At 48.0% G+C, this 13,895-nt stretch carries 11 protein-coding genes and 1 CRISPR repeat array; of the genes, 8 read left to right on the top strand and 3 right to left on the bottom strand.

Going from position 1 to position 13,895, the window contains the following annotated elements; genetic code table 11:
- The first annotated feature begins 302 nt into the window (after positions 1-302).
- From Q7V32_RS09945 to Q7V32_RS09920, 6 genes are all read left to right on the top strand, one after another.
- Complete coding sequence (locus Q7V32_RS09945) at positions 303-1,496, top strand: HPP family protein (protein ID WP_304896823.1); 1,194 nt, start codon at positions 303-305, stop codon at positions 1,494-1,496.
- Between the two features lie 164 nt (positions 1,497-1,660).
- Positions 1,661-1,831, top strand: coding sequence for a rubredoxin (locus Q7V32_RS09940; RefSeq protein ID WP_304896822.1), 171 nt, complete (start codon positions 1,661-1,663; stop codon positions 1,829-1,831).
- Positions 1,832-1,849: 18 nt separating this feature from the next.
- The gene (locus Q7V32_RS09935) at positions 1,850-2,863 is read left to right on the top strand and encodes an NAD(P)/FAD-dependent oxidoreductase (protein WP_304896821.1); all 1,014 of its coding nucleotides are present in this window, start codon (positions 1,850-1,852) and stop codon (positions 2,861-2,863) included.
- 357 nt (positions 2,864-3,220) lie between these two features.
- Positions 3,221-4,060: an SHOCT domain-containing protein gene (locus tag Q7V32_RS09930; RefSeq protein ID WP_304896820.1), complete on the top strand. Its 840-nt coding sequence runs from the start codon at positions 3,221-3,223 to the stop codon at positions 4,058-4,060.
- A 296-nt stretch (positions 4,061-4,356) separates the two neighbouring features.
- Positions 4,357-4,524: a hypothetical protein gene (locus tag Q7V32_RS09925; protein WP_304896819.1), complete on the top strand. Its 168-nt coding sequence runs from the start codon at positions 4,357-4,359 to the stop codon at positions 4,522-4,524.
- A gap of 222 nt (positions 4,525-4,746) precedes the next feature.
- The gene (locus Q7V32_RS09920; RefSeq protein ID WP_304896818.1) at positions 4,747-7,560 is read left to right on the top strand and encodes a PAS domain S-box protein; all 2,814 of its coding nucleotides are present in this window, start codon (positions 4,747-4,749) and stop codon (positions 7,558-7,560) included.
- Positions 7,561-7,589: 29 nt separating this feature from the next.
- Here Q7V32_RS09920 and Q7V32_RS09915 read toward each other — a convergent pair whose 3' ends face one another.
- Positions 7,590-8,471, bottom strand: coding sequence for a LysR substrate-binding domain-containing protein (locus Q7V32_RS09915; protein WP_304896817.1), 882 nt, complete (start codon positions 8,469-8,471; stop codon positions 7,590-7,592).
- A 99-nt stretch (positions 8,472-8,570) separates the two neighbouring features.
- On the opposite strand from Q7V32_RS09915, the gene Q7V32_RS09910 reads away from it, so the two are divergent.
- Entirely contained in the window at positions 8,571-8,702 is a 132-nt protein-coding gene (locus tag Q7V32_RS09910) for a hypothetical protein (RefSeq protein WP_304896816.1), read from the top strand.
- Positions 8,703-8,995: 293 nt separating this feature from the next.
- Here the strand turns inward: Q7V32_RS09910 and norR are convergent, their stop codons facing one another.
- On the bottom strand, positions 8,996-10,513 hold the full coding sequence (norR, locus tag Q7V32_RS09905; protein ID WP_304896815.1) for a nitric oxide reductase transcriptional regulator NorR: 1,518 nt from the start codon (positions 10,511-10,513) through the stop codon (positions 8,996-8,998).
- A gap of 193 nt (positions 10,514-10,706) precedes the next feature.
- Between norR and Q7V32_RS09900 the strand changes: the two genes are divergently transcribed.
- The gene (locus Q7V32_RS09900; RefSeq protein ID WP_304896814.1) at positions 10,707-10,862 is read left to right on the top strand and encodes a hypothetical protein; all 156 of its coding nucleotides are present in this window, start codon (positions 10,707-10,709) and stop codon (positions 10,860-10,862) included.
- 136 nt (positions 10,863-10,998) lie between these two features.
- Here Q7V32_RS09900 and Q7V32_RS09895 read toward each other — a convergent pair whose 3' ends face one another.
- On the bottom strand, positions 10,999-11,877 hold the full coding sequence (locus tag Q7V32_RS09895; protein WP_304896813.1) for a phosphate-starvation-inducible PsiE family protein: 879 nt from the start codon (positions 11,875-11,877) through the stop codon (positions 10,999-11,001).
- A gap of 577 nt (positions 11,878-12,454) precedes the next feature.
- Positions 12,455-13,765: direct repeats of the CRISPR family, unit length 29 nt; unit sequence CGGTTCATCCCCGCGGATGCGGGGAACGG.
- Positions 13,766-13,895: the final 130 nt, after the last annotated feature.

Raw genomic sequence — 13,895 nt, 5'->3', positions numbered from 1 at the left:
CCGGCAGGGATTGCCGGGGTCCAGAAGCCATGGATGGCGTTGGGCTTTCACATCCTTGTGACCTGGATTCGCTTACGCGGTCTAACGGCTCCGGCAATCCATGCCGGAATGACGGTGTTGATTTACTTTCAACTACTAACGGGAACATAGCCTTTTTTAATCACGACCCAATAACGATGGCCTTGCTTTCAAGGCAAATCCCAATGGGTTTTGACAGAATGTGCGTAGGTTTTTAAGCTGACAAGGGGAATGCGAGGTATTTGCAACTGATATATACTTCGATGACTTTTTGTCTCAACGAGATGAGCCGCGTCGAAATGATGATAAACGTTAAACAATGGTTTCATTTTGTAACGATTGACCCTGTCAACTTAAGCATCAAAGGGAAGTTGCTTTCCATTATTGCTTGTTTCGGCACCATTTTATTGGTGTCCTGGGTAACCCGGTATTTCAGTCCAAGCTCGGTTTCTCCAATTATTGTTGCCTCTATGGGCGCGTCTGCGGTCATTTTATTTATCATTCCCAATAGTCCGCTCGCCCAGCCATGGCCTTTGGTGGGAGGACAGCTGGTATCAGCTCTTGCGGGTATGTGCAGCGCCCAAATTATTCCTGATACGGTTTTAGCATCGGCTTGTGCCGTAGCTGGCAGTGTGTTGCTTATGTTATTACTCAGGTGTTTGCATCCGCCGGGTGCGGCAACCGCGCTGACCCCCGTCATGGCGGGCGACTCCATTACTTCCTTGGGGTATGGTTTTGTGTTGATGCCGGTTGGTTTAAACGTAGTTATTATGCTGATATTGGCGATTGCTTTTAACCGTTGGCTGTTGGGGCATAGCTATCCCGTTCATTCGCAACACTTGATCAGTAAGAAGGTTCGCTTAAATCCGATTGTTGTTGAACAGCAGCGCACCGGATTTTCAGAGCAAGATATGGAGCAAGCGCTTGAGAATATGGATGCGTTTATGGACGTGACAGCGGCCGACTTAAGCAAATTGTTCACGGACGTTCAGATGCAGCGCTTTAAACGCTTCCAAGGCAATATCACCTGCAAGGATATTATGGTTAGAAACATAGTGTCGGTTGAATACGGAACAGAAGTGGAATACGCCTGGCAAATTATGCGCGGTCAACAAATCAAAGCCATACCGGTTGTCGACAGAGCCAAGCGCGTGATCGGCATCATTACCCGGAATGATTTTTTTAAATTCATCAACGTGGCTGTTAATGAAACATTTCAAGATAAATTTCGAGCCTTCATACGCCGCACCCCGGATGTATCGACCAGCAAGCCGGAATCGGTCGGTCATATTATGACCAGCACTGTTAGCGTCCTTCCTGAAAACACGCATATCGCCGAACTGGTGCCGTTGATGGCCAATCAGGGCTATCGGCAGATACCCATTGTCAATAACGAAAAACGGCTGGTAGGCATGGTGTATCAGGCCAATTTGATTGCAGCGCTTTATAATGAGAGTCACAATAATGCTCGCATTTGATCACCTGATTATAAAGATCAATCAGCTCATTCAAAAATCGTCATCTCGGCATTCCCTGACCGGGGCAGGCTCTGCCGGAAAGACGTTGTTGCTGAAGCATCTTTTTAATCAGGTTTGATCAAGACCTGTTAATTTAAACTCGATTTGAAGCAAGAGGAATGGTTATGACCGACTATAAAAAATACGAATGTGGAATTTGCGAACATATCTATGACGAGGCTGAGGGTGATCCTGATTCAGGTATACCTCCGGGTACCTTATGGAAAGACGTGCCTGAGGATTGGTGTTGTCCTGTCTGTGGTGCTTCAAAAGTTGATTTTTTTCCGCTGGGTTAACGTTCACAGGAGAGCATCATGGCCGTTGTAATCATTGGTTCGGGTATAGCAGGTGTTAGTTTTGCGGAAAAATACCGCGCGTTAAACGCAGACGAAGCCATAACCCTGATCACCCGGGAAAATGACGGGTATTACTCCAGGCCAATGCTCTCCCGCGGCTTTACCAAAGCCGACATTGAGCAGACGATTGTTCTGAAAAGTTTCGAAAAAATACGTGAAAGCGGTATTGCCGTCATTAGCGATGCTGATGTTTATGATATCAACTCTGCGAGTAAAAGCCTGTCTTTTAACCGGCAGGGGCAAAGCCAGACACTGGCTTACGACAAACTGATCATTGCTACAGGATCAGCTGCTTTTATACCGCCGCCGTACTTACCCTACAAAGACCTGTTTTTTAGCTTGAACAGCCTGACTGATTTAAAACAATTGCGCAGCTTTCGTCAAAACGTGCAGCAACAAAACAGCGCGCCTCACTGGGCGATTATCGGCGGCGGTTTGATCGGTTGCGAAGTGGCTTCCGATTTGGCCGTGGCCGGCGATAAAGTCACTTTGTTTCATGCGATGGACAGGTTAATGGAGCGGCAGCTGGATGTTGAGGATTCGGCAAGATTACTGGATGTGCTTCAAACTACGGGTATCGAAGTTCGATTTAATCAGGCGATTAAAAGTCTTGGCAAACAGGACCATCATGTTTGCGTCAACACGGATAGCGCCTATGAGTTTGATGGACTGATTGTGTCATGCGGATTTAAACCGCGTACCGGGTTAGCTGAAATGGCAGGCTTGACTATTGGCCGGGGCATCAAGGTCAATGAATACCTGCAAAGTAGTGACGACGCTATTTATGCGCTGGGCGATGTTGCCGAATTACCAAATGGTAAACTGTATGCGTTTATTTTACCGATTCGCTCGCAAGCATTATGGCTGGCCGGATTTTTGAACGGGCAACTACAGGAATCCTGGACGGTGCCTGTTTTTACACCCAAAGCAAAAGTGCATGGTTTTGAAGCGCTTCACCCTCCTGCGTTTTAATAACGACCGAGAGAAGGATTCAAGCTCGGAAACTACCCGCCCGCTTTGAATAAAGGGCAGAGCTGCTTGATTTCAAAGGTAGCATCAATACGTCCCTGTTGCCGACAACCTCAAAAAGCTTCCCTCAGCCTTTTTTTCCCTTCAAAATGAGAATTACTGAAGGATATCGCCAATAACTTTCTATTTATAACGCGGATTCAACTAACAATAGGGGCTATCGATGATTGTGCTTTATAAATTTAGCATGCGCTCACTTGGGTAAATCGATTAAACTGGCACCCTATTTAGCCCAAGTAATTTTGACGTTAGACATAAAAGATTACAGGGCTTTTATTTATATCTTATTGGAATCGTTTAATGTCACAACTCACGCCAGAAGGCTGGCAATCAATCAATAATCTTGCTCAACGCTATAACTTCAGCTTCGATGCCGTGTTCAGTTTGTTGCAATCAGTCATCAACGGTAACGGTTCAATGGCGCAGTTTAGCCATCCGGAGTTTGGCGGCTCAGGGCAATGGATGCGTGGTGGAATGATCATGTTGGGCGACATGTTCAACAATAACTTAAAAAACTCAGTCGGCTCATTGTGTCAGGAACTGGCCGATCTGGTCGCCAGCCAGCCAAACCTGCTGCAAACGGGCAGTTTCCAGTCACAAACTCAAGGTAATCAGCAGCAACATAACTTCTCCGGCGGTCAGTCGCAACAAAACAGCACTGGAAATGCCGGATCAGTCAGTTTGTTCGTTCCACCTCCGCCCGGCAGTTCCGGCAACTGGTGGCCGGCCGGTCTTCAGTTTCCCAATAGCACAGGATCGCAGAACAATGTGCGTTATGCCTATTTTGCGACTATTCACCGGTTAGCGATTGAAGCAAACGGACATGTGACACTTTATGACACGCTGGATCATCAGATCGGTGGTTTTTCGCAGCAACAGTCGGTAGGCGGTTCAATTACGTTTACCAGTCAATATGGTTTGGTTGATGTGAACAATTTGCCTGTGATTTCTATCGACAATAATCCTGTGCAGCCTAAATCTGAACCGGTCCATAACAATGAATCGGCTAATACGCAACCGATAAATCTGGAAGGGGATATTTTTGCAACACTGGAAAGACTGGCTGACCTGAAGAGCAAAGGCATAGTGACTGAAAATGAATACAATGCCAAAAAAGCCGAGTTGTTGTCTCGCTTATAAAAAACACGACTTGACAGTCCCTATCCTTTTAGCGTTTTCCTGATTGTAAAGATCAATCAGCTGAGTCATAAATCGTCTTTCCGGCAATCCCTGCCGGAAAGACGTTGTTGCTGAAGCATCTTTATAATCAGGAGCGTTTTTTAACTATTCTGCGGGAAGCGCCATAGGCCCTGCAAACGAAAAAGCGTTGAAGGGCGGATGAGGCGCCTGCCGCATCCACCAATGCAGTTGAATGTGGATGTGCTGTCGCTTATCCACCCACTCATCTGCCACCCTGACTAAAACGGTAAAGAATGATGAAAACTTCTTTTTTCCCAAGGTTATTTATCGGTATTCTGGTCATGCTTGCTTTGACCGTGTTGCACCTAATTCCGTTGCCGATAGTGGAAGTGTTTTTTTTGATTGTAATAATGATTCGCCCGCGCTGGTTTAAAAACATGATCGATCGTCTGTATGATTCATAACGGCTTGGCGCACAGTAAAACGAATTGTTGAAACTCAAATCAGTTTGGTGGAAGCTGACGATGCCCGTTATCAACTCAGCCTGTAGGTTGATTTCCGGTCAGTTAATCAAAGCATGCCGGCGTTGAAATTAAGCTTAAGAATTACGAACAGAAAAAAGCTGACCTGACAGACGGTTCAATCAGGTGTCGCAATAAAAAAGTGGGATAAGCGGGGAAAGTTTTATGAAAATCAGTAGCAGTGACAAAAAACTCCGCAGGCAAGCGGAGATGGAGCTTTTAAAGGCGTCCAGACCGATATACCCCGCTTCCCAGGATACGATAAAGCTGTTACATGAGCTGCAAGTCCATCAAATTGAACTGGAAATGCAGAACGACGAACTAAACCGCGCTCATGCTGAAGCTGAAGCGGCATTAAACCGCTACACCAGTCTCTACGATTTAGCTCCGATTGCTTACGTTACGCTTTCTCCCGAGGGTACCATCGTCCAGTTAAACCTGACGAGTGCTGAATTGCTGGGTTCAAGTCGTGCATCCTTTGTGGGCAGGTGTTTCGCTGATTTCATCAGCAGTGAATCTCGCGCCGTCTTTACCCACATGTTGACATCCGCGTTTACCCGCCACAATACAGAAACTTGCGATCTGGCTTTAATGCCTGATGGCTTAAGTCAACGTCGGCTCTACGTTCATGCTAAAGCGGTGGTAGACGAATCATTGGAGACGTGCAATGTCGCGATGATCGATATCACAGGCAAGAAAATAGCTGAAGATGCGTTGCGGGAAATGGAGCTCAATTACCGGCTACGAGTCGAGGAACAACTGAGCAAACTTTCGCTGGCCGTTGAACAGAGTCCTAACAGTATTGTCATCACTGACATTAATGGCATCATCGAGTATGTCAATAAGGCTTATACCGATGCTACTGGTTATAAGGTTTCCGAGGCGCTGGGTCAAAATCTGTTTGCGCTGCAGTCTGATCTGTCGAAAGATACTGATATCGAAGAACTGCGTAGCTCCCTGACCAGTGGTAAGGTTTATCGAGGTCAAATAAGGTGTAAACGTAAAAATGGAGAGACTTATCATGAGTTTGTCATCATCTCCCCGGTTCACCAGGCAGACGGCTCAATCACCCACTTTCTTGCAATTAAGGAAGACATTACCGAGAAAAAAAAGATGGCCGAGGAACTTGACCGGCACCGGCATCATCTGGAAGAACTGGTTGCAATCCGAACTGAGGAACTTGTCGAGGCTCGTATTGCAGCCGAAGCCGCGAATAAAGCCAAAAGTGTTTTTCTGGCTAATATGAGCCATGAAATCCGAACACCCATGAATGCCATCATCGGCCTGACCTATTTGCTAAGGCAAAGCAATTTGACGAAGGCGCAGTGCGAACGCATGGATAAGATTGATGCCGCAGCTCAGCATTTAATGGCTATCATCAATGCGATACTGGATCTTTCAAAGATAGATGCAGGTCGGATCGAACTGGACTCTGTTGATTTTTCACTGCATTCGGTAATCGATCACATCCGCACGTCAATTAGCGATCAGGCAAAAGCCAAAGGCTTGACACTCAAAATGGATGTTGATGATCGGTCAATCCGGTTACGCGGCGATCTGACCCGGATAAGGCAGGCCATGCTCAACTATGCAGCCAATGCCGTCAAGTTTACAGAAACCGGCTCCATCAGCTTATGTGCAAAGCTTCTGGATGAGAACAGCGAAGGGTTGTTGATACGATTTGAAGTTAAAGATACCGGCATTGGCATTGCGAAAGAACATTTGCCTATGCTCTTTGAGATCTTTACTCAAGCGGACTCCTCAACAACTCGCAGGTACGGCGGTACAGGGCTGGGGTTGACCATTACCCGGCGGCTGGCCGAAATGATGGGTGGCGAGGCCGGAGTAGAAAGCACTTTGGGGCAGGGAAGTGTCTTTTGGTTTACCGCCAGACTGCAACACGGAAATGGTTTGGCGGCCGCTGACCCATCTGAAATGCCGATGGATGCCGAAGGCCAATTGGCCAAAAATTACGCAGGTGCGCATATATTGCTGGCAGAGGATAACGCCATCAATAGGGAAGTGGCTTTGGATTTATTGCATGAGGTGGGGCTGTCTGTCGATATAGCCGAAAACGGCCGCATTGCGTTGGATAAAATCCAGGCCAATCATTACGATTTGGTTCTGATGGACGTACAGATGCCTGAGATGGATGGTTTGGTCGCGACTCAAAAAATACGTTCTCAACCCTGTTATGCCGATTTGCCTATTCTGGCGATGACGGCCAATGCTTTTGAAGAAGACCGGATGAACTGCCTGGCTGCCGGTATGAATGACTTTATCGCCAAACCGGTTGTACCCGAGGTTCTCTATTCGGCGCTGTCGCACTGGCTGTCACCTGAGAAGCGAAGACAAGTCGCTGCCGAGTCAGTCAATCTCTTGCAGGACCCGGCTGTGAATGCAGATTCAGCAAGGGAAAATGAGGACAATCCTGATTGCTTGAATGTTGATGTTCCAGGAACGCTTCGTCTTCTTAATCTGTTTGCTGATGAGCATAGTCAAGACATGAAGCATGTCCTGGTAAGTTTGATACAGGGAGATATCCCGGAGGCGCGCCGATTGACTCATAGTCTTTGCGGGGCAGCTGCTATTTTGGGGGCCAATCGTGTTTTAAAGTCGGCGGTTAAGCTGAATAGCGTTCTGTGCCAAAATGCCAGCGTAGATGAATCTATAGAATTGGCGCGCTTGTGCGATCACGAATTGACTCAACTGGTTCAAACGATAAGGGCCTTGCCTGAGGAAAGCGTTCAAAAAGAGATTGCCAACAGCCACATTGATCCTGAGCGGGTTAATAAGCAGCTTAACGAGCTGGAAATGCTCCTTGTCGAAGACAACGTTCGAGCCGGCCGTCTGGTTAATGAATCTGCCGAACTGTTAAAAGAGACATTGGGCGATGACTATGACGAATTTGTAAAACGCATGGACATTTTTGACTACGAATGGGCATTGGAAAGGTTAAAAAAGGTAAGGTTGTCCTGATCGGTTGATTTAGCAATTGGACCGGAGCGTCACAGGGCCATCGCATTTTTGATTAACTCGCTTAACTGTCGGATAAGCTCCACACGGGCGCTGGTTCGCCGCCAGACTAAACCTATGGTTCGGCAAGGGGCGGGGGCTTCAAATGGAAGATAACAAATACCTTCATCATTTCCCTGGACCGCAATAGTGGGCATAAACGTAATTCCGGTTCCGGCCCGCACCATTTGTCTGAGTGTTTCAAGCCCGGTCGCTCTGACATCTTGTTCTTCCTCTGCTCCTACCGTTTGGCAGATTTGCAGCGCATGACCGCGTAGACAATGGCCTTCATCCAGTAGCAACAGCGGATGGCCGAATAAATCCCCCTGATTGATAAAATGGTTGGCGGCCAGAGGATGATCGGTTGACACCGCTAACAAAAACTCATCCTCAAACAATGCGACTGACTCCAGAAAATCCTCAGCGATCGGCAGTGCCAGTAAGGCGACATCCATTTGTCCGTTTATTAATTGCTGAATCAGTAATTCGGTTTTTTCCTCGACCAGAATCAGCCTGACCCGCGGTAATGCCTGTTTGATCAGCGGCACCAACTGGGGAAAAATATAGGTCGACAGCGTTGGAAAGGCGCCGACACGAAGATTGCCTGCCAAAGGGTCCTTTGCCGTTTCGGCAATTTCTTTGATAGTGTCGACCTCTTTTAAAATACGCCGCGCGGAGGCGATGATCTGTTCGCCCAATTCGGTAGGCAGCACTTTTTTATTGGTGCGCTCAAAAATCTGCACACCCAGACTTTCTTCCATTTTTTTTATCTGAGTGCTCAGTGTCGGTTGACTGATACAGTAGCGTTCCGATGCCTGAACAAAACTACGCAGGTCAGCGACCGCAATCAAATAATATAAATCGCGTAGATTCATGACTTAGCCTTTAAATGGTATATATTTATCGAAGCTGAAGTTTCCCAATTTTTATAAGGATGTCCAGATTTATTAGGGATCTGTGCATTATTAAAAGCTATGTTTGCGTTAATAGTTGGTGTCGCCCCGGCACGGATTGCCGGGGTCCAGAAGCCATGGATGGCGTTGGACTTTCACCTCCTTGTGACTTGGTTTCCGGCAATCCATGCCGGAATAACGGCGTTGACGTAGTTTCAACTACTAAAGCGAACATAGCCTCATGAAATGGGTTTGCCTCAGTTTAAGTAAACCCTATCCATAATTCCTGTAGCCCCAATGATGATCACGAGTTTACGTCTCCAGGTGTATGCAGTCCGTACGCTATCGATCATAAGCAGGAAAGCGGCCTTAACTTTACATTACACCCCAAAAAAGCGGCTTATAAGTTAAGCCTGTACTATAGGAGGGTGAATAATTGTGTGATTCGGCATAATCCGAATTCCGGGAAGTTATTTTTGATCATATCCCCAGTTGGGTCTGGACAGTCATTTCATTCCCAAACGTTTGACCAGGCGGTGCAGGTTTCCTCGGTCCATGCCCAGGCTGCGCGCTGTTTTGGCCCAGTTTTCACTGGACTCAGTAAAGGTTGTACTGATTATTTGCCGCTGATAATCGTCCACTAACTGAGTCAGTGATTTACCGTTCAAGCCGCTGTTATCATCGGCTATTGCCTTATTAAGTTCTGCACCGATATCCAGATCGGAGGGTTGTAACACTAACGATCGGCCTCTTAGCGCCGAGGCCCGCAAAACCGCTCTTAACATGACATATTCGAGTTCCCTGACGTTACCTGGCCAGGAGTAATTTTCCAGCGTCCTGAGCGTGTCATTGCTTAAATCAATTCGTTCCAGACCCAGGCGCGCTCTGGCCTGATTGAGGAAAAACCGGCTGAGTACCGCAATATCAACGATGCGTTCTCGCAAAGGCGCCACATGCAGTGGATAAACACTGAGCCTATGATAAAGATCGGCCCGAAAACGGCCTTCCTTGACTTCTTCAGCTAATAAGCGATTGGTTGCGGCAATGATTCTGACATCCGCTCTATGGCTTTTATCGGAACCCACCCTCTGAATTTCTCCAAATTGCACCACGCGTAACAATTTAGCCTGAATGGCCAGCGGTAATTCGCCGACTTCATCCAGGAACAGCGTGCCGCCGTTGGCCAGTTCAAACTTGCCCGCGCGATCACTGGTCGCGCCGTTGAATGCGCCTTTAACATGTCCGAACAATTCACTTTCGGCCAACGAATCGGGAAGTGCCGCGCAATTGAGATAAACCAGCGGTTGATCGTCTCTTTTCGAGCGTGCATGAATGATGCGGGCGATTACCTCTTTGCCGACACCGGTTTCACCCAAAAGAAGAACAGTCAGATCTGAGCCGGAGACAATGTCGATTTCGCGGCTCAAATTCTGCATCGCAGGGCTTTCCCCCAAGGTTTGGCTGCTGCGTTGAAGATTCTCATTAACCAGTTCGTTGGCAACCAGTTCGCGGTGTTTCGCCAGAACCTCAAGTTGGGTGATATAGGTTTCATAACGCAGGGATACCGTTGCCAGCGCAGCAAAAATCCGAAAAACGCTGTCGTCGATGTGATCAAAGGCGCTCGGTTCCTGAGAATCTGCCGAAAGCACGCCAAATAATGTGTTTTCATTGTAAAGAGCAATGCCTACGCAGGCATGAACGCCTAATTTGCCCTCAGTATCTCCACTTAGCAGGCCGTCATAAGGGTCGGGTCTGGAGTCGTTGGCTGCAAATCTTACCGGTACCCGTGATTGCAAAATGGCAGCCAGACGTGGATGGCGCTCGGGTGGAAAATTCAGTTTCAGCACTTTAGGAACAAGGCCTAGTGTGGCAACCGGTATCAGTACGCCGTCCTGATACCGCAGTAATGCACAGGCATGATTACCGGTAATTCTGGCAAAAATACTCAAGAATTCGGTGTAGCGGTCATTCATCGAAAGATTGGCCGTTAAGCTCAGTACGACTTCACGTATGGCTTCATCCACACTAGGTTCTCTCTGTTTTAGATTGGGGTTGTTGTCATTTTGTCATGCATGTTGTCAATAAGACTCGATTCTGTCCAATCCTTTTGTGACATTCATTTTTTGTAATTATTCAATGTCGGTTTGGCGACAGCCCTAACCGGGCAGATGGCCATTTAGGATATCGCTACAACTAACTTCCTCCTTTGAAAAGGCTATGTTCGCGTTAATAGTAGGCGTCGCCCCGGCAGGGATTGCCGAGGTCCAGAAGCCATGGATGGCGTTGGGCTTTCACATCCTTGTGACCTGGATTCCGGCAATCCATGCCGGAATGACGGTGTTGATTTACTTTCAACTATTAACGCAAACATAGCCTTGAAAAAGGGGAGATCGAGGGAGATTTATTAAAAACGCTTACCCAGCATCTCGTTTTCAAAGAGGGGGGATAATCGAACGGTTCGGCACAATCCTAATCCCTGGACGTTATTTATGACGGAATCCTTAAACTGCTAACTTTCTGAATTAACTTTAAATTCTCGCTCAAGCAGCCAATAACAGCTGCCCAGTGCGGCTACCAATATACCGGTGCCTATCACATGAAGCGCAGAGACTTCGGTGAAATCGAATACGATAATTTTACGTGCAACCGCCATCAGTGCAGTTGCTACGACCATCTTTACCGGTATGACATCGTTTCTGATGTACAAGGTAATGTTGATGAATATCTCGACAGCGATCAAAACGATCATGAAAGCACCGAATACATGCAGGATTTCGGATTTACCCAACGTTATGATGGATTCGTTCAGTATTTCCTTGTACATGATAATGACCACATCAACCACGCACCAGATGACCGTGAGCATCATCAAAAAAGCCAAGGCTTTAACAGCCAAGCGAATCATCACATGAAGAAATAAAATAAATTTGTCTTCCTCATTAAGAGATAACTCATCATGACTATTTTTCTCTTTTCTTTCGTTGCGAAAATAAAGAGTCAATTTATTGATCAAGTCGACCTTGTCAGGGCTTAGATCACCACTCAAATCGGTTTTATAGAACTTGTTAAGCCCCGGTATAAAAAGCAGTTCATCCTTGGACACTTTTTTAAAGCCCATTGTCCATTCAACGTATTCGCGTTCAACAATGTTTTTTTTCTCGACGATGTGAATGTCTTTGTGCCGGGAATCTTTTCTGATATCCGCTGTTAATGCCTCTATGACTTTTTCATCGCCTTCCAACACCTGTATGAAATTTTTACCGGTGTAAAGAAGCATGCCGGTAACACCAAGGACGGCATTATTGAGTCGGGCCGTAGTTAGGATATCCATAAGATCATCCTTTATCATGGGCCGGGTTTGGGTGCTGAGGTATGTTAATTGGATCATGAGCAAATGCCTGTTCGGTAATTATTATCGTGGTGTGGGGTTCTTATCTGTGAAAAGGAGAGGGTTGAAGGTGAACAAAAACCATGATTATTTATGGATGAACACGATAAATAGCAAACATAAAGGGTTCGGTTGAACTGCCCAGAATGCCATTCTTTATAGAGCGAGCGGAGGTTGGCTTGGCAGAAAATTTCAATTTGATCAGAAAATGGTGAAGTAATCTTTATGAGGATGTTGGCTGCATGGTGGTTTTTTATTCCTGACCAACTTTGCAGTTCCAGTATCCCTGGCCGCCAAGATCCCGAACGAGGCCCTATAGTGTCGGAAACTACGAAGCCGCATAGGGGGCATATCGAGATGTAAGCAACGGTTAAACCGGTAACTGATCATAGCCATGACTGAACCTTTGTAAATTAACCATCAGTATGCGCTTTCCAGTCAGGAAATATCGGCTTATCTGGCTTGAGCTAAAGCCGCTTGCTAATCAGGAAATATATTGCACATCGACACCGGCGTATCAAAGCTGCCTGTGCGGCAGGGAACTGGCGTTGGGGCAAAACATTAGTTTAGATGCTGAAGGATCATCCCCGCGGATGCGGGGAACGGGTCATAGGCGGCAGTTATCGCCAGGCCCAGCGCGGTTCATCCCCGCGGATGCGGGGAACGGTGTGAGCCTGGCATTGCCCGCCCTGAGAAATACGGTTCATCCCCGCGGATGCGGGGAACGGGACGAAGGTACTGATGAGGTGCCCTTGCCTTACGGTTCATCCCCGCGGATGCGGGGAACGGACGGGGCAAACAATAAAGTCATCGGGTGTACGCGGTTCATCCCCGCGGATGCGGGGAACGGGCCTGGTTATAGAACAGTCAAGGTCACAGTTACGGTTCATCCCCGCGGATGCGGGGAACGTCATGGTTAAACGCAGATCATCAGAAGTTTCGTCGGTTCATCCCCGCGGATGCGGGGAACGGTCAAACAATCCAATGTGTCAGAAATCATCAGTCGGTTCATCCCCGCGGATGCGGGGAACGGAAGCACCAATGACCAATCAGCGCCTACTGCGACGGTTCATCCCCGCGGATGCGGGGAACGGGTGGTTGCGGAATTACAGGGCGAGCTGGCGGCCGGTTCATCCCCGCGGATGCGGGGAACGGGCTTAAAACCTACCTGGGAGGAGCTGTTCCGGCGGTTCATCCCCGCGGATGCGGGGAACGGTTTATAATGATGACGGTACGCCTCGAGGCTAACGGTTCATCCCCGCGGATGCGGGGAACGGCTCGGTTCCGCCGCCCGGCTGCTGTTGCTGAACGGTTCATCCCCGCGGATGCGGGGAACGGAATTTTAACCCAACACGCGCGCATTATGGGGGCGGTTCATCCCCGCGGATGCGGGGAACGGCTCGATAAAAAAACCGCTCCCCATTAAGTAGTCGGTTCATCCCCGCGGATGCGGGGAACGGCATAAAACCCGCTTGGAGGTGGATCTTCAAAGCGGTTCATCCCCGCGGATGCGGGGAACGGATTTGCGGGCGGATATCGCGCTGGCTTTAAAGCCGGTTCATCCCCGCGGATGCGGGGAACGGTTGCTATCGCGAATCCGCCCTACAAGGGGCCTCGGTTCATCCCCGCGGATGCGGGGAACGGTTGCGGTTGATATTGCGGGTTAATTTCTTTTTCGGTTCATCCCCGCGGATGCGGGGAACGGTTTTTAGGAATTACTACCGATTTACGACTAAAAGGTTCATCCCCGCGGATGCGGGGAACGGTCGTGTAGCGTTTATTGACCTGCAAGGGGTGACGGTTCATCCCCGCGGATGCGGGGAACGGCTCTAGATAATTTGTGGCCTCTGGATAAGCACCGGTTCATCCCCGCGGATGCCGGTAAATGTCAACGTAGTTGTCGCATCAGTTAAAAATTAGTGGACAGTAGTGTCGGTTTTTTTCGCCGCATTATTGTTTGGTTTATCAGGATTTAAACAGACTTCTGGCTGCCAATCCCAGTTTCGGGTGTTACGACT

Origin of the sequence: Methylicorpusculum sp., assembly GCF_030651835.1 — a bacterium.
In the GTDB taxonomy this organism is placed as follows: Bacteria; Pseudomonadota; Gammaproteobacteria; order Methylococcales; family Methylomonadaceae; genus Methylicorpusculum.
This window is presented reverse-complemented; position numbering and strand designations above follow the sequence as displayed.